Source organism: Streptomyces exfoliatus (genome assembly GCF_000725545.1).
Lineage (GTDB): Bacteria > Actinomycetota > Actinomycetes > Streptomycetales > Streptomycetaceae > Streptomyces > Streptomyces exfoliatus.
Genome location: NZ_JNZP01000025.1, coordinates 27,482 through 44,070, shown reverse-complemented (window position 1 = coordinate 44,070; position 16,589 = coordinate 27,482). Strand labels below are relative to the sequence as shown.

General features: G+C 71.2%; 15 protein-coding genes. 12 read left to right on the top strand and 3 right to left on the bottom strand.

Annotation, left to right across the window (positions count from 1 at the left end; genetic code table 11):
* Positions 1 to 64 precede the first annotated feature (64 nt).
* From IO20_RS0126820 to IO20_RS0126775, 10 genes are all read left to right on the top strand, one after another.
* Positions 65 to 1,054 carry a Rossmann-like and DUF2520 domain-containing protein gene (locus IO20_RS0126820; RefSeq protein ID WP_078946182.1) on the top strand — a complete coding sequence of 330 codons (990 nt, stop codon included), beginning with the start codon at positions 65 to 67 and terminating at the stop codon, positions 1,052 to 1,054.
* Positions 1,051 to 2,115: a pantoate--beta-alanine ligase gene (gene panC / locus IO20_RS0126815; RefSeq protein ID WP_030554549.1), complete on the top strand. Its 1,065-nt coding sequence runs from the start codon at positions 1,051 to 1,053 to the stop codon at positions 2,113 to 2,115. Before IO20_RS0126820 ends, panC begins: the two co-directional genes overlap by 4 nt.
* Positions 2,112 to 3,806, top strand: a complete 1,695-nt coding sequence (locus IO20_RS0126810; protein ID WP_030554551.1) for an L-aspartate oxidase — start codon at positions 2,112 to 2,114, stop codon at positions 3,804 to 3,806. Before panC ends, IO20_RS0126810 begins: the two co-directional genes overlap by 4 nt.
* Entirely contained in the window at positions 3,807 to 4,826 is a 1,020-nt protein-coding gene (gene nadC, locus IO20_RS0126805; protein WP_030554552.1) for a carboxylating nicotinate-nucleotide diphosphorylase, read from the top strand. It begins immediately after the preceding gene.
* Complete coding sequence (locus IO20_RS0126800) at positions 4,826 to 5,632, top strand: type III pantothenate kinase (RefSeq protein ID WP_030219841.1); 807 nt, start codon at positions 4,826 to 4,828, stop codon at positions 5,630 to 5,632. The genes nadC and IO20_RS0126800 overlap by 1 nt, the downstream gene beginning before the upstream one ends.
* Positions 5,633 to 5,780: 148 nt before the next feature.
* Positions 5,781 to 6,356, top strand: coding sequence for a hypothetical protein (locus IO20_RS0126795; RefSeq protein WP_030554554.1), 576 nt, complete (start codon positions 5,781 to 5,783; stop codon positions 6,354 to 6,356).
* Between the two features lie 14 nt (positions 6,357 to 6,370).
* On the top strand, positions 6,371 to 6,550 hold the full coding sequence (locus tag IO20_RS0126790; RefSeq protein WP_030554556.1) for a hypothetical protein: 180 nt from the start codon (positions 6,371 to 6,373) through the stop codon (positions 6,548 to 6,550).
* A 133-nt stretch (positions 6,551 to 6,683) separates the two neighbouring features.
* Positions 6,684 to 7,103, top strand: a complete 420-nt coding sequence (locus IO20_RS0126785) for a BlaI/MecI/CopY family transcriptional regulator (protein ID WP_030554558.1) — start codon at positions 6,684 to 6,686, stop codon at positions 7,101 to 7,103.
* Between the two features lie 9 nt (positions 7,104 to 7,112).
* Positions 7,113 to 7,658: an amino-acid N-acetyltransferase gene (locus tag IO20_RS0126780; protein WP_030219827.1), complete on the top strand. Its 546-nt coding sequence runs from the start codon at positions 7,113 to 7,115 to the stop codon at positions 7,656 to 7,658.
* Between the two features lie 168 nt (positions 7,659 to 7,826).
* Positions 7,827 to 8,162 (top strand): histone-like nucleoid-structuring protein Lsr2, encoded by a 336-nt coding sequence (locus tag IO20_RS0126775; RefSeq protein WP_030219825.1) that lies wholly within the window; start codon positions 7,827 to 7,829, stop codon positions 8,160 to 8,162.
* Here the strand turns inward: IO20_RS0126775 and IO20_RS0126770 are convergent.
* Positions 8,141 to 8,731 carry an SCO3374 family protein gene (locus IO20_RS0126770; RefSeq protein WP_030554559.1) on the bottom strand — a complete coding sequence of 197 codons (591 nt, stop codon included), beginning with the start codon at positions 8,729 to 8,731 and terminating at the stop codon, positions 8,141 to 8,143. The two genes, IO20_RS0126775 and IO20_RS0126770, sit on opposite strands and share 22 nt — an antisense overlap.
* A gap of 474 nt (positions 8,732 to 9,205) precedes the next feature.
* Here IO20_RS0126770 and IO20_RS0126765 point away from each other — a divergent pair, with 474 nt between their 5' ends.
* On the top strand, positions 9,206 to 11,728 hold the full coding sequence (locus tag IO20_RS0126765) for an ATP-dependent Clp protease ATP-binding subunit (RefSeq protein WP_030554560.1): 2,523 nt from the start codon (positions 9,206 to 9,208) through the stop codon (positions 11,726 to 11,728).
* Positions 11,729 to 11,797: 69 nt separating this feature from the next.
* Here IO20_RS0126765 and IO20_RS0126760 read toward each other — a convergent pair whose 3' ends face one another.
* On the bottom strand, positions 11,798 to 14,752 hold the full coding sequence (locus IO20_RS0126760) for an NACHT domain-containing protein (RefSeq protein WP_078946183.1): 2,955 nt from the start codon (positions 14,750 to 14,752) through the stop codon (positions 11,798 to 11,800).
* Positions 14,753 to 15,226: 474 nt separating this feature from the next.
* On the opposite strand from IO20_RS0126760, the gene IO20_RS0126755 reads away from it, so the two are divergent.
* Positions 15,227 to 15,934: a M23 family metallopeptidase gene (locus IO20_RS0126755; RefSeq protein ID WP_051874706.1), complete on the top strand. Its 708-nt coding sequence runs from the start codon at positions 15,227 to 15,229 to the stop codon at positions 15,932 to 15,934.
* Here IO20_RS0126755 and IO20_RS0126750 read toward each other — a convergent pair.
* Positions 15,931 to 16,500, bottom strand: a complete 570-nt coding sequence (locus tag IO20_RS0126750) for a TetR/AcrR family transcriptional regulator (protein ID WP_030554563.1) — start codon at positions 16,498 to 16,500, stop codon at positions 15,931 to 15,933. The two genes, IO20_RS0126755 and IO20_RS0126750, sit on opposite strands and share 4 nt — an antisense overlap.
* Between the last annotated feature and the right edge of the window lie 89 nt (positions 16,501 to 16,589).

Genomic DNA, 16,589 nt, shown 5'->3' with positions numbered 1-16,589 from the left:
GGCGTAGCATGACCAGAAATCGTCCGGTACCCGCCGAGGACTGGAACGGAAGGCCGTCCCCACCGTGAACGCACCAGCAGCGCCAGAGCCCCGAGCCACAGAGCCCCGAGCCACAGAGCCCCGGTCTTCGGAGCCCCGAGCCGAGGACCGACCCGCCCGCCTCACCGTCGGGGTCGTCGGCGCCGGCCGCGTGGGCCCCGCCCTCGCCGCCGCCCTCCGGCTCGCCGGGCACCGCCCCGTCGCCGTCTCGGCCGTTTCCGACGCCTCCAGGCGCCGCGCCGCGGCCCTCCTGCCCGGGGTTCCGGTCGTCGAGCCCGCGCGCGTCCTCGCCCTCGCGGACCTGGTCCTGCTCACCGTGCCGGACGACGCGCTGCCCGGTCTGGCCGAGGGCCTCGCCGACACCGGAGCCGTACGGCCGGGACAGCTGATCGTGCACACCTCCGGGCGGTACGGCGCACGGGTCCTCGACCCGGTGCGGCGGGCCGGCGCCCTGCCGCTCGCCCTGCACCCCGCGATGACCTTCACCGGCACCGAGGTCGACGTCCAGCGCCTGGCCGGCTGCTCCTTCGGGGTGACCGCGCCCGAGGAGCTGCGGCTCGCCGCCGAGGCGCTGGTGATCGAGATGGGCGGCGAGCCCGAGTGGATCGAGGAGGAGGCCCGTCCGCTGTACCACGCGGCCCTCGCCCTCGGCGCGAACCACCTGGTCACCCTGGTGGCCCAGTCGATGGAGCTGCTGCGCAAGGCAGGGGTCGCCGCGCCCGACCGGATGCTCGGGCCGCTCCTCGGCGCCGCCCTGGACAACGCCCTGCGGTCCGGGGACGCGGCCCTCACGGGACCCGTCGCGCGCGGGGACGCCGGTACGGTCGCCGCCCACGTCGCCGAGCTGCGCAAGCACGCGCCCGGCACCGTCGCCGGGTACCTGGCGATGGCCCGCACGACCGCCGACCGGGCGCTCGCGCACGGTCTGCTCAAGCCCGAACTGGCCGAGGACCTGCTGGGCGTACTGGCCGCGGGCACCACCGCGTCCGACGGGCCGCAAGGAGACGACCGATGACCCTGTTCGCCCGCAAGAGCACCGGGAGCGGCCGCCGCTACGAGCCGGCCGAGCTCGTCCCCACGGTGGAGGATCTGGAGTACGCGGCGGCTCACTGGGGCGCGCCCGGCCACAACGCCGTCGTGATGACCATGGGCGCCCTCCACGAGGGCCACGCCACCCTGATCCGTACCGCACGCGAGCGCGTCGGCGACAAGGGTTTCGTCGTCGTCACCGTCTTCGTCAACCCCCTCCAGTTCGGTGCGGGCGAGGACCTCGACCGCTACCCGCGCACCCTCGAAGCCGATCTGGAACTGGCCTTCGCCGCGGGCGCGAGCGTCGTCTTCGCTCCCTCGGTCGACGCGGTCTACCCGGGCGGCGAGCCCCAGGTCCGGATCACCGCGGGGCCCATGGGCGAGCGTCTCGAAGGCGCTTCCCGGCCCGGCCACTTCGACGGCATGCTGACCGTCGTCGCCAAGCTCCTCCACCTCACCGCGCCCGACCTGGCCTTCTTCGGCCAGAAGGACGCGCAGCAGCTGGCCCTGATCCGCCGCATGACCCGCGACCTGAACTTCCCGGTGGAGATCGTCGGCGTGCCGACCGTCCGGGAGAGCGACGGCCTCGCCCTCTCCAGCCGCAACCGCTACCTGTCGGCACAGGAGCGCCGTACCGCCCTCGCGCTGTCGCACGCGCTGTTCTCGGCCAGTGACCGGCTCGCCGCCCAGGAGGCACTGCGGGCGCGTGCCGCGTCCCTGCCGGGCGCCCAGAACCGGGCCGAGAACCGTGCGGAGGCGCTCTCCCGGCTCGGCGAGGCACGGGCCGCCGCGGACGCCCACGCGGTCGCCCAGGTCGCCGAGGGCCACGGCGCGGGGGCCGTACGGGCCGCCGCCCGCGCGGTCCTCGACGACGCGGCGAAGGCCGATCCCCCGCTCGTCCTCGACTACCTGGCCCTCGTCGACCCGGCCGACTTCACCGAGGTCGCCGACGACCACGCGGGGGACGCGATCCTCGCCGTCGCCGCGCGGGTCGGGACCACCCGGCTCATCGACAACACCCCCTTGACCTTCGGAGCCACCCAGTGACCGGAATACGGCTGCACGCCCCCGCGCCCGGCTGGGCCATCGAAGCCGACGTCGTCGTCGTCGGCTCCGGCGTCGCCGGTCTCACCGCCGCCCTGCGCTGCACCGCCGCCGGGCTCCGTACGGTCGTCGTCACCAAGGCCACCCTCGACGACGGATCCACGCGCTGGGCGCAGGGCGGCATCGCCGCCGCGCTCGGCGAGGGCGACACGCCCGAGCAGCACCTCGACGACACGCTGGTCGCCGGCGCCGGGCTGTGCGACGAGCGGGCCGTGCGGGCCCTCGTCACCGAGGGCCCGGACGCCGTCCGCCGCCTGATCGCGACCGGCGCCGACTTCGACAAGAACGCCGACGGCGAGATCGCGCTGACCCGCGAGGGCGGCCACCACCGCCGCCGCATCGCCCACGCGGGAGGTGACGCGACCGGTGCCGAGATCTCCCGCGCCCTCGTCGAGGCGATACGCGACCGGGGCGTGCGCACCATCGAGCACGCCCTCGTCCTGGACCTTCTGACGGACGCCGAGGGCCGCACGGCCGGCGTGACCCTGCACGTCATGGGCGAGGGGCAGCACGACGGCGTCGGCGCCGTCCACGCGCCCGCGGTGGTGCTCGCCACCGGCGGCATGGGCCAGGTCTTCTCCGCCACCACCAACCCGGCCGTCTCCACCGGCGACGGCGTGGCGCTCGCGCTGCGCGCCGGCGCCGAGGTCTCCGACCTGGAGTTCGTCCAGTTCCACCCCACGGTGCTCTTCCTCGGCGCAGGCTCCGAGGGCCAGCAGCCGCTGGTCTCCGAGGCGGTACGGGGCGAGGGCGCGTACCTGGTCGACGCCGACGGGGTCCGCTTCATGACCGGACAGCACGAGCTGGCCGAGCTGGCGCCCCGGGACATCGTCGCGAAGGCGATCATGCGCCGGATGCGGGAGCAGGGCACCGAGCACATGTACCTCGACGCCCGCCACTTCGGCGCCGAGATGTGGGAGCAGCGCTTCCCGACGATCCTCGCGGCCTGCCGCTCCCACGGCATCGACCCGGTGACGGAACCCATCCCGGTGGCACCCGCCGCCCACTACGCCTCCGGCGGCGTCCGTACGGACCTGCGCGGGCGGACGACGGTCCCCGGCCTGTACGCCTGCGGCGAGGTCGCCTGCACGGGCGTCCACGGTGCCAACCGGCTCGCCTCGAACTCGCTCCTTGAGGGCCTGGTCTTCGCCGAGCGGATCGCCGACGACATCACGGCCGCCGCACCGCGCGTGCCCGGTGCCCCGGTGCCGCACCCGGCGCCGGTGACCCTGCCGCTGCCCGTGGGCGGCGCCAGGACCCGTATCCAGCGGATCATGACGGCCGGCGCCGGCGTGCTGCGCTCCGAGGCCAGCCTGCGGGAGGCCGCCGAGGCCCTCGACGCCCTGCACGGCGACGCCCTCGCGGGCGGCAGCGACGACACCAAGGCGGCCGAGCCCGGCGTGGACTCCTGGGAGACCACCAACCTGCTGTGCGTCGCCCGGGTGCTCGTCGCCGCGGCCCGCCGCCGCGAGGAGACCCGCGGCTGCCACTGGCGCGAGGACCACCCGGACCGCGACGACACGGACTGGCGCCGCCATCTCGTCGTACGCCTGACGCCTGAGCGGAACCTCGACGTCCGGACGACCGCCACCCATGACCTTCCCCCCACCGCCGATGCCCCCAGGGAGCCGTAAGTGACCACGCCCGAGGAAGCCCGTCCCGAGCCCGTGGACGTCCCTCTGATCCAGATCAACACGGTCTCCTCCGACGAGACCGAAGGCTGCGGCGACGGCTGCGCCTGCGACGGTGGCGAGGAGTTCGAGTGCGGGCTCGACCCCGCGCTCGCCGGGCTCCTCGCGGACGCCGGTCTCGACCCGGTCCAGGTCGAGGACATCGCCCACCTCGCCATCGCCGAGGACCTCGACGGCGGGGTCGACGTGACGACGGTGGCGACCGTCCCCGAGGACGCCGTCGCCACTGCCGACTTCACCGCCCGCGAGGCCGGTGTCGTCGCCGGTCTGCGGGTCGCGGAGGCCGTGCTGTCCATCGTGTGCGCGGACGAGTTCGAGGTCGAGCGCCACGTCGAGGACGGCGAGCGCGTCGAGGCCGGGGACCTGCTCCTCAGCGTCACCGCCCGCACCCGTGACCTGCTCACCGGCGAGCGCAGCGCGCTCAACATCCTGTGCCGCCTCTCCGGCATCGCCACCGCCACGCGCGCGTGGGCGGACGCCCTGGAGGGCACGAAGGCCAAGGTCCGCGACACCCGCAAGACGACGCCTGGCCTGCGCGCCCTGGAGAAGTACGCGGTCCGCTGCGGCGGCGGCGTCAACCACCGCATGTCGCTGTCCGACGCCGCCCTGGTGAAGGACAACCACGTGGTGGCGGCCGGCGGTGTCGCCGAGGCCTTCAAGGCCGTGCGCGAGCAGTTCCCCGAGCTGCCGATCGAGGTCGAGGTCGACACCCTGCGCCAGGTCCACGAGGTCCTGGACGCGGGCGCCGACCTGATCCTGCTCGACAACTTCACCCCGGCCGAGACCGAGGAGGCCGTCGCCCTGGTCGCCGGCCGCGCGGTCCTGGAGTCCTCCGGCCGGCTGACCCTGGAGAACGCGGCGGCGTACGCGGCGACCGGTGTGGACTACCTGGCGGTCGGCGGGCTCACCCACTCCTCCCCGATCCTGGACATCGGCCTCGACCTGCGCGAGGTGCGGGCCTGATGCTGCTCACCATCGACGTCGGCAACACGCACACGGTCCTCGGCCTCTTCGACGGTGACGAGATCGTCGAGCACTGGCGGATCTCCACGGATCCGAGCCGCACGGCCGACGAGATGGCGGTCCTGCTGCAGGGCCTCATGGGCATGCACCCGCTGCTCGGCGTCGAGCTGAGCGACGGCATCGAGGGGATCGCGATCTGCGCGACGGTCCCCTCGGTGCTGCACGAGCTGCGCGAGGTGACGCGGCGGTACTACGGGGACGTCCCCGCGGTCCTGGTGGAGCCGGGCGTCAAGACCGGCGTCCCGGTCCTCACGGACAACCCCAAGGAGGTCGGCGCGGACCGCGTGATCAACGCGGTCGCCGCCGTCGAGCTCTACGGCGGTCCCGCGATCGTCGTCGACTTCGGTACGGCCACGACCTACGACGCGATCACCGCGCGCGGCGAGTACGCGGGCGGCGCGATCGCGCCGGGCATCGAGATCTCGGTCGAGGCGCTCGGGGTGAAGGGGGCCATGCTCCGCAAGATCGAGCTGGCCAGGCCGCGCAGCGTGATCGGCAAGAACACGGTCGAGGCCATGCAGTCGGGCATCGTCTACGGCTACGCGGGCCAGGTCGACGGCGTCGTCGCCCGCATGAAGCGGGAGCTCGTCGGCCCCAACGGCGACCCGTCGGACGTGACGGTGATCGCGACGGGCGGTCTGGCGCCGATGGTGCTCGCCGACTCCAAGGAGATCGACGAGCACGAGCCCTGGCTCACCCTGATCGGCCTGCGCCTGGTCTACGAGCGCAACGTCTCCCGCATGTGAGGGACGGCGGCCGGCGAGGCCCGCGGTCGACGGGCCCGGGGCTCCCACCGGGGCCGCCGTCGACGCGCCGGAATGATCGCTAAGAGAAAATTGTCCGATTAGCGCGTATCGTCGGCCCATGCCCACGCCATACGGATCCCGCGGCGGCATGGCGTTCAGCGCGGACGAGCTGCGTGTGCTCCGCCGTGCCCTCGCCATCGCCCTCCACCCCGCCCCCCTCCAGGACGAGGACGTCCGGGACGCGCTGCACCTGGCCGAAGCCGTGGACGAGGCCGTACGCGAGGCAGGCCGACTGCGCGCCTTCCTCCTCGACGACCTGGCCCGCTACCGCGAGGCGCTCCCCGGCTCCCTCAGCGGCTACCTGGGGCTCCTCCAGGACGCGCTGGCCGCCGGGTACGATCCCGCCGCCGACGACCTCGCCGCCCTGCGCGCGCTGCGCCACAACCCCAGGGCCGCCGGACTGCTCGCCCGCTGCCAGACCCTCGCCGAGCGCTCCGTACGCGCGCGCCTGGCGCGGGTCTCCCAGGCCACCGAGACCCCCGTCCGGACCACCGCCCCCAGGGCGAGACTGCTCGCCCTTCCCGGCGGACGCGCGGCGGCCGACGAGCCCAAGCCGACGCCACCCGCACCGGCCGAGCGCCCGGTGCCGAAGCCCTCCGAGGTCTTCCCGCCGCGCCGGCGGCCCGTACCCCCGCCCCCGCCAGAGGAACGGGCCGCCGGATAGCTACTCTGGTCGGCATGGACTACGTATCCGCGCTCCTGCCCCCCGTCGTGATGGCCGCGTTCTTCATCGGCCTCGTCGTCACGATCGTCAAGAGCCAGGGCGGCCCGAACAAGGCCAAGGAGGACGCGGTCGTGGACGCCGCCCTCGCCCGCGCCGAGGCCACCCGCCAGGCGGACGGCCCCGCCACCTCCTAGGGCCTGCCGTTCGGATCATGCCGACGGCACCGCGCCACCCGGGACGTACGACCCTTCACGGTCGTACGTCCTTTTGCTGTGTCTGTCTCCCTCAATAGCCCCTTATCGGCGTTTTGCGCACTAAAGTGACGTTGTGCCCCGTCCTTTGGGAGAGCTCGAAGACGCCGTCATGACGCGCGTCTGGCAATGGAACCGTCCGGTGACCGTCCGGGAAGTTCTGGAGGACCTTCAGCGGGAACGGTCCATCGCCTACACCACCGTCATGACCGTCATGGACAATCTTCATCAGAAGGGCTGGGTCCGCAGAGAAGTCGAAGGCCGCGCCTATCGATATACGGCGGTCTCCACCCGCGCCGCATACGCCGCCGCGCTGATGAACGAGGCCTGGGCCCAGAGCGACAACCCGGCGGCGGCGCTCATCGCCTTCTTCGGGATGATGTCCCACGACCAGCGCGAAGCCCTGAACGACGCCATCCGAATCGTCCAGCGCGACAACCCGATCGCCACCCCGCCCGAGCAGGGCGCCGAAGGCACCGGAGCGCAGGAGCGATAGCGTCCCCCCATGTCGCCGTCTGCTTCCCGGGCCGCTTCCGGGGCCTCCGCAAAAACCGTCACCGTACGCAGGGCACGCACCGGCGATGTCGCCGCGGTCCAGCGTCTCGTCGAACCGTTCGTCCGGCGCGGCATCCTGCTCGACAAGGCGACCGTCACCCTTTACGAGTCCATCCAGGAGTTCTGGGTCGCGGAACGCGACGAGGACGCCACCGTCGTCGGCTGCGGCGCCCTCCATGTGATGTGGGAAGACCTTGCCGAAGTGCGCACTCTCGCCGTGGATCCGGAGTTCAAGGGAGCCGGTGTCGGACATCAGGTGCTCGACAAGTTGCTGCACACCGCCCGATGGCTGGGGGTGCGGCGGGTATTCTGCCTGACCTTCGAAGTCGACTTCTTCGCGAAGCACGGCTTCGTCGAGATCGGCGAGACCCCGGTCGACGGAGATGTCTACAGCGAGCTGCTCCGTTCCTATGACGAGGGAGTCGCCGAGTTCCTCGGTCTCGAACGAGTGAAGCCGAACACCTTGGGCAACAGCCGGATGCTTCTGCACCTGTGACGCGGAACCCGGCCCTGAACGCCAGATGGAACGCCGCACGGAACCCTATGTCCGAATCGCGCACGTTTCCCGCGTTGCCGAGGTTCTGAACCTCTGCCAGGGGTTTGTGTTTTTCCGGGAAAAGCGGTTTCCTTTCCGCGTACTGCATTTTCGATGAAAGGAAATCCGGTGGCACAGAAGGTTCAGGTCCTTCTTGTCGACGACCTCGACGGCGTCGAGGCGGACGAGACCGTGACGTTCGCGCTGGACGGCAAGACCTACGAGATCGACCTCACCACCGCCAACGCGGAAAAGCTCCGTGGCCTGCTCGAGCCGTACACCAAGAGCGGACGTCGCACCGGCGGCCGCACCACCGGTGGGCGCGGCAAGGGCCGTGCCGTGGCGGCGGGCAGCCCGGACACCGCGAAGATCCGCGCGTGGGCCAAGGAGAACGGCATGAACGTGAACGACCGTGGTCGCGTTCCCGCCGACATCAAGGCTGCTTACGAGGACGCGAACCGCTGAGGCGGCAGCTGCTGAGCCTCAGGCCTCCGGGCCCGGGCACTCAGCAGCCGCACCCGGTGGCACTCCGCGGCGGCGGCTGCCACGAGACGTACCAGGCAGGGGGCACCCGCGTCGCCCCAGGGCGTGGACCGCAGCGCCGGCAGCGAGGACTCGACCTCGCGGCCCGGTGCCGGGGCCCGCAGCCACACGGCGGCGCCAGGCGCGCCGGATCCGCCCCGCCCCGGGGGAAGGGGCGCGGTCATCCGGCCGTCGGCGCCGAGTACCGCGAGGTCGAGCGAGATCCCGCCCCACTCGAGCCAGTCGAGCAGGCCCGGTAGCTCCTCCGCGCTCCCCGCGGCCACGAGCAGCCGCATCCGGCGCCCGAGCAGGGCCACGGGCCCGGTCGCCGGGCCCATCCGCCGCAGCACGCCCCGGCCCGCCTCGGCGGGCAGCTCCAGGACGTCGAAGCGCAGCCCCGTGACCAGCTGCACCGGCGGGCCCGCCACCGTCGCCCAGCCGAGCTCGTGCTCGTACCACCGCGCGAGCCCGCCGTCGGGCGGCGTACGGGGAAGCGGGACGGTGAGGGCCATGCCCGTGGAACTCCGCGGAGGGCGCGTTGGTTACGCCCGGGACGGGTCCCCGAAGTGACGTTCGGTCGGCCGCCGCGCACGCAATGTGTCCGTGATGGGGCGTACGCGTGCATTCGGGAGCGCAAGGGTGTTCGCTGGTAGCGGAGGGAACCGGGGTGCGCCGCATGGAGTGTCAGTCCTTACGGGTAAGACATTCCTAGTGGAGAGGGGCGAGTCGCAGGCTTCGGCGTCTCACGTTCGCCATCGGCGTACTGATGACGTGGCTAACTACTTGGCCTGCGGGAACATCGTCTCGCACCATCGGGTTGGAGCATTTGTCGGCTGTTCGGCAGCAGGTCTCCCCGCGGAAGAGGGGGTGATCCGGACGGATGTCGGCAGTTGGAATGAGCGGTCCCCGCTTGCGGGACTAAGCTGCGGAAGGACAGGGAGGGGATCGACCCCTAACTGACTGACCGCTCTGAGGAGCGATTAACGATGTTCGAGAGGTTCACCGACCGCGCGCGGCGGGTTGTCGTCCTGGCTCAGGAAGAAGCCCGGATGCTCAACCACAACTACATCGGCACCGAGCACATCCTTCTGGGCCTTATCCATGAGGGTGAGGGTGTCGCCGCTAAGGCCCTGGAGAGCCTCGGGATTTCGCTCGAGGCGGTCCGCCAGCAGGTTGAGGAGATCATCGGGCAGGGGCAGCAGGCCCCGTCCGGGCACATCCCCTTCACCCCGCGTGCCAAGAAGGTCCTGGAGCTGTCGCTCCGAGAGGCCCTCCAGCTCGGCCACAACTACATCGGCACCGAGCACATCCTGCTCGGCCTGATCCGCGAGGGCGAGGGCGTCGCCGCCCAGGTCCTCGTGAAGCTGGGCGCCGACCTCAACCGGGTGCGGCAGCAGGTCATCCAGCTGCTCTCCGGCTACCAGGGCAAGGAAGCCGCCACGGCCGGCGGCCCTGCCGAGGGCACCCCCTCGACGTCCCTGGTCCTCGACCAGTTCGGCCGCAACCTCACCCAGGCGGCCCGCGAATCCAAGCTCGACCCGGTCATCGGGCGCGAGAAGGAGATCGAGCGGGTCATGCAGGTGCTGTCCCGCCGCACCAAGAACAACCCGGTGCTCATCGGCGAGCCCGGCGTCGGCAAGACCGCCGTCGTCGAGGGCCTGGCGCAGGCCATCGTCAAGGGCGAGGTGCCCGAGACCCTCAAGGACAAGCACCTCTACACCCTGGACCTCGGCGCGCTGGTCGCCGGCTCCCGCTACCGCGGTGACTTCGAGGAGCGCCTGAAGAAGGTCCTCAAGGAGATCCGCACCCGCGGCGACATCATCCTGTTCATCGACGAGCTGCACACCCTCGTGGGTGCGGGTGCCGCCGAGGGCGCGATCGACGCCGCCAGCATCCTCAAGCCGATGCTGGCCCGCGGTGAGCTCCAGACCATCGGTGCCACCACGCTCGACGAGTACCGGAAGTACCTGGAGAAGGACGCGGCCCTCGAGCGCCGCTTCCAGCCCATCCAGGTCGCCGAGCCGTCGCTGCCGCACACCATCGAGATCCTCAAGGGTCTGCGCGACCGGTACGAGGCCCACCACCGGGTCTCCATCACGGACGAGGCCCTCGTCCAGGCCGCGACCCTGGCCGACCGGTACATCTCGGACCGCTTCCTCCCGGACAAGGCGATCGACCTGATCGACGAGGCCGGCTCCCGGATGCGCATCCGCCGGATGACCGCGCCGCCGGACCTCCGCGAGTTCGACGAGAAGATCGCCGGCGTCCGCCGCGACAAGGAGTCCGCGATCGACTCGCAGGACTTCGAGAAGGCCGCCTCTCTCCGGGACAAGGAGAAGCAGCTCCTCGCCGCGAAGGCCAAGCGGGAGAAGGAGTGGAAGGCCGGCGACATGGACGTCGTCGCCGAGGTCGACGGCGACCTGATCGCCGAGGTCCTCGCGACCGCCACCGGCATCCCGGTCTTCAAGCTGACCGAGGAGGAGTCCAGCCGCCTGCTCCGCACGGAGGACGAGCTCCACAAGCGCGTCATCGGGCAGAAGGACGCCGTCATCGGCCTCTCGCGGGCCATCCGCCGTACGCGGGCCGGTCTGAAGGACCCGAAGCGCCCCGGTGGCTCGTTCATCTTCGCCGGTCCGTCCGGTGTCGGTAAGACCGAGCTTTCCAAGGCGCTCGCCGAATTCCTCTTCGGCGACGAGGACGCGATGATCTCCCTCGACATGTCGGAGTTCAGCGAGAAGCACACGGTTTCCCGTCTCTTCGGTTCGCCGCCCGGATACGTCGGCTACGAAGAGGGCGGCCAGCTCACCGAGAAGGTGCGCCGCAAGCCGTTCTCCGTCGTCCTCTTCGACGAGGTCGAGAAGGCCCACCCCGATATCTTCAATTCCCTTCTCCAGATCCTGGAGGACGGTCGCCTGACCGACTCCCAGGGCCGGGTCGTGGACTTCAAGAACACGGTCATCATCATGACGACCAACCTCGGGACCAGGGACATCTCGAAGGGCTTCAACCTGGGCTTCGCCGCCCAGGGCGACACGAAGTCCAACTACGAGCGGATGAAGGCGAAGGTCAGCGACGAGCTGAAGCAGCACTTCCGCCCGGAGTTCCTCAACCGTGTGGACGACGTCATCGTCTTCCCGCAGCTGACCCAGGACGACATCCTCCAGATCGTCGACCTGATGATCGGCCGCGTCGACGAGCGCCTCAAGGACCGGGACATGGGCCTCGAGCTCTCCCAGTCCGCGAAGGAGCTGCTCGCCAAGAAGGGTTACGACCCGGTGATGGGCGCCCGGCCGCTGCGCCGGACGATCCAGCGCGAGGTCGAGGACACGCTGTCGGAGAAGATCCTCTTCGGCGAGCTGCGTCCCGGCCACATCGTGGTCGTCGACACCGAGGGCGAGGGTGAGGAGAAGAAGTTCACCTTCCGCGGCGAGGAGAAGACGGCTCTGCCGGACGCCCCGCCGATCGAGGCGACGGGCGGCACGGGCCCGAACCTGTCGAAGGACGCGTAAGGCGTAGCGCCTGAGCACAAGGGGCGGCCCCGGAACCTGATGGTTCCGGGGCCGCCCCTTTGCGTGGGGTCAGGAGAGGGCGATCTCGATGTCGGGCGGGAGGTGCTCGGCTCCGTGGAGGACGAGGCCGCGTCCGATGATCTTCCGCAGGGCGGGGAATGCCGCCGCGACCGGTTCCAGTGAGTGGGAGCTGCGACTGCCCGGCAGGAGGTGCAGGGTGACGACCGCCGGGAGTACGACGTCGGCGGGGCAGGAGTCCAGGGAGTCGGCCTCGACAGTGAGGCCCGCGAGGTGGGTCAGCGCGGCCAGGTCCCGCCATGAGTCGGGGGTGAGGCGGACGAGCCCCAGGGTGAGGTGGCGCAGGTCCTGGTAGCGGGCGAGGCCCCGCGTCCCCTCCTGCGGAGGTGAGGCGAAGTACAGCTCCTTGAGCGGTGCCGTGGCCGGCAGGTCGCCGAGCCGCCACGGGGTCTGGTGGGGAAGGTTGACGGAGAGGGCTTCGAGGCGGCCGAGTGAGTCCAGCGCGGGCAGAGCCACGTCCTCGGCTCCCCTGGTGAGGTACAGCTGTCGCAGGTCGCAGCGGGCGATCAGTGCCGAGACCCGGGTGGACGAGACGCCCCTGCCGATCTGCAGTCCCTCCGGAGCGAGGCCGAGGCGGAGGACCTCATCCGCCCGCAGGTCGTCCTGCAGGACGAAGTGCAGGTCGGTGGGGTCCAGGCGGGCGACGACCGCCTCCGCGTACGGCCGGGCTTCGAAGCGCCGCCAGGCCCAGACCAGCTGCGACCGGACTTCCAGCGCCGGGTGAGAGGCGAACCGGGACAGGTACGGGATGGCAGCGTCGACGGTGATGTGGCTCGCTGCGATCACCACCATCTGGGCTTCCTCGTCGCTCAGGCCCTCCGGGCCCGGGAGCAGGTCGAGGACAAGCCGGCCCACCAGCGCGAGCTCGCGGGCCTCGTCCGGATCGCGCGGGGGGATCACCTCGGCCGTACGGCTCAGGACCTCCTCCCGTACCGCCGGCGGCACTTCCGTCGCGTGTTCGAGGGCGGTCGCCGCGAGGAGCGTCAGGCGCAGGCTGGTCTCCCGGTCCTCGGCCCGGTCCGCCGCCCTCAGCAGCTCGCGGAGGATCTCCGCGCACTCGCGCGGCCGCGCGTGGCCCACGGCCATGCGGATGACGTCCTCCCACTGGTCGTCCGTCGCGTGGCGGACCAGGACGCCGATGTCCCAGTGGTCCACCAGGGCCTTGGCCGCCAGGTAGTCCTGGAAGGTGCGGTGGACGAAGTCGATCGTGTCCGCCGTCGGCTCGCGCAGCAGGCCGCTGCGGTGGAGGAGGTGGGTGAAGATCCTGCCGGGCTCGTGTCCCGAGGCCTCCACGACGGCGGGGACGGCCTCTGCGATCATCGCTTCCGCGTGGGCGCGGTCCATCTGGAGGCGGCCGTTCAGCGTCAGCCAGTACGCGAGCCGCTGGATCAGCTGGATCTGCGGGGCCTCGTCGAGGGTGATCCCGTACGGGGCGCCCATGTCCCGCTCGCGGTCGCGGCGGGTGAGGAGCATGGACAGGGCTGCCTCGTAGAGCGCTTTGCGGCCTCGGGGCAGGTGGCTGCGCCGGTCGCGGTGCAGGGCGCAGATGAGGCCGCACATCAGGGGGTTGGTGGCGAGCTGGGCGACGTGCTCGGTGGTGCGGAGGGCGTCGAGGAGCGGCTGCTCGTACGGCTGCGCCTCCGGCCCCGCGGCCCGGTGCCAGCGGCGTACGAACGTGGCGACGTCGGCGCGTGACATGGGGGCGAGCGTCAGCTCGGTGAAGCCGTCGGGGGCCAGCCAGTCGTCCCTTACGGCCGTGGGGCGGGAGGTCACGAGCCAGCGGTTGCCGTCGTAGGCGTCGAGGAGGCCCCGGAGCCAGTCGCGGGCCCGGCCGCGTTCGGCCTCGGGGATCTCGTCGATGCCGTCGACGAGGACCAGGCCGCGCCCGGCGGCCAGGACCCGGTCGGCCCAGCCCTCGGGCGGGGTGAGCGGGCAGCCGGCGGCCGAGAGGAAGTGGTCGGGGGCGGGGAGTCGCTCGCCGTGGCGGGTGAGGGTGCGCAGGGGGAGGACGAAGGGGATACGGCCGGCCAGGTACGCCATGCCTTCCGGCTGTCCCTCTGCCGCCGCCGAGACCGTCAGCCACTGGACGAGCGTCGTCTTGCCGGAGCCGGCGAGGCCGCGCAGCAGGACCTTGTCGTGGCGGGTGAGGGCGAGGTCGGCGCGGAGGGGTGCGTGCTCGCGCTCCGGCGGGATCAGGTTCCCTCTCTCGTCCACGAGGACGATCTCGGACTCCCACCCGGTCGTCTCAAGCGACAGATACGCCATGTCCAGTGGCCAGCGGTCCGGCGAGTCGTGCAGGTCGACGCCGTAGATCGTCAGGCGCCCGTGCTTCTTCGCCAGGTGGGCCAGGTAGCGCCGCTCGAACTCCGCGTCCCGCGTGTCCGCCCGGGGTGTGCGGCGGATGAGCTCGTCCGTCTTCGCGAGGAGTTCCGTCTGGTCCCGGCTCTGCTCGACGAGGCTGCGGGCGGTGAAGGTCGAGCGCTGGGTGAAGAACTCCAGGATGTGGAGGCAGGCCCACTCGGTCATCGACTCCAGGTAGCGGACCGAGTCGGTGGAGAGGCCGTCGGGGGCCGGGGCCGCCGCGCGCAGGCGCCGGGCGAGGGCGGTGTCGCCGAGACGGACGGCCTGGACGTCGTCCATGTCGAGGTCGCCGAGGGCCAGGAGCGTCCTCCCGAGCGTGTGGATGACGGCCTCGGTCTCGTCGGCGGGGAACGGCGCCTCTCCCGGACCGTCGACGGTGCGCTCGACCAGCGTCCTGGCGAGCTTGCGGACGTCCTTCTCCGTCAGGGTGCGCTTCTCACCGTGGAAGGAGACGAGGCCGGAGAGCCGCACCTTGGGCGCCTTGCCCGTGAGACCGGCTCCCGGATCGTCGCTGACCAGCAGTTTCTTCAGGAGAGGGCTGATCGCCGCAGAGGCGAGGCGCGCGCCGATGAGTGCCGGTTCCATGTGTGTCCCCCCGTGGGTCCCCGATGCGGTCAGCGTAGTGCGGGACGGCCTTCCGGACGGTTCGGTTGCGTGACCCAGGTCGCTTTCGGGGCCGGCGTCTGGTGACAAGGCGCACAGGGGTTTGGAGGGGTACTAACCGGAATAGTGGCGACCTTTGGTGTTGATTCGGGACGTTCAGGGGTGAACCGCCGGGGCTTTGGTCCCGAGGAGTCCCGAACCGGACGTAGCGCGGCCTTTTGGGCGGTTCCGGCCACCCGTGACATGCGAATAAACCGATTCTCTTGTGCCGGTATGTCCGATTTGAAGGGGGGCTCCGGGGGTCGTCAAGAGCTGAACTTCTCCGGAGATCGCTACGACGCGATGTCGTAGATGGGGTGTTTTGGCCGGGGTGGGGGTCCGGGTTACCAAGGATGAGCAAGCCCGGCGCAGCACCGTCCGCGTCGGGTCCCGTACTTCCCGGAGGTTTTCCCCCGTATGTCGAAGCGCGTCATGAACCCCGCCGCCCGTATCACCGCCGTCGCTCTCGCCGCCGCGGGTCTGGGAGCGACGATGGTGGCCGGAGCAGGGTCCGCCTTCGCCGCCGAGGGCAACGCCGCCGCCGCTCCGGTCGCGGTCACCGCGTCGGCCGCCGTCGCCGCCCAGGCCGACACCCAGGCCCACGTCGCCGCCCAGGTCAAGGCCGCCGCCGCGAAGGCCTCGGCCGCCAAGCAGGCCGCCGTCGTCAAGCAGGCCGCCGCGAAGGCCGTCGCCGCGAAGAAGGCCCCGTCCTGGGTCAAGCCGGTCACCTCGTACACCCTGACCGCCAGCTACAACCAGGGCGGCGCCATGTGGTCCCACAAGCACTCCGGCCAGGACTTCGCCGTCCCGGTCGGCACCCCGGTCAAGGCCGCGGGTGCGGGCACCGTCGTGAAGGCCGGCCCGAACGGTGGCGGTGACGGCCCCGCGTACGGCAACGCGATCGTCGTCAAGCACACCAACGGCACGTACTCGCAGTACGCCCACCTGTCGAAGATCAAGGTGCACGTCGGCCAGAAGGTCGGCGCCGGCCAGCAGATCGCCCTCTCGGGCAACACCGGCAACTCCTCCGGCCCCCACCTGCACTTCGAGATCCGTACGACCCCGAACTACGGCTCCTCCGTGAACCCGGCCGCCTTCCTGCGGTCCCACGGCGTGAGCATCTAAGCTCCCGCCACCGGCCCCCCGTGGGCCTGGCTCAGCAGATCGAGGGCGACCTCGAGGACGGCTTCGCGCTTCTCCTCGGGGTCGCCCTCGACGTTGTCCATGAAGAACATCCCCGCGTGCAGCGTGAAGATCGCGCTGACGCAGCGCACCCGGTCGCGCACGGTGAAGTCCGGCTCCTGGATCAGGCCGCTCAGTTCGAGCATCCGCTCCTTGAAGGTCAGGCCGATGCTCAGCTCGCGGACGGCCGCCTGGTTCTCCTGCATGAAGCGGAACAGCGGGTACGCGCCGATCAGGGACTCCTGGTAGCGGCGCAGGATCTCCTCCCTGACCTCCAGCGTCCGCGGCTGCTCGCGCGCCCAGTCGATCAGCTCGTCCACGGGCCTGGTGAGGTCCTGGAAGATGCCGATGATGATGTCTTCCTTGGTCTTGAAGTGGTAGTACAGCGCGGCCTTGGTGACGTCGAGGTGCTCGGCGATCTCGCGCAGCGATGTCTTCTCGTACCCCTGCTCGGCGAAGAGTCCCAGGGCCACGTCCTGGATCCGCTGGCGGGTGTTGCCTCGGGCCATGGCTGCTCTCCACTTTCCAGAAAACTTACTTGACGACCGGCAAGTTACGCGTCTACCGTCCCCAGTGTAGTAACTAGCCGGGCGGCAAG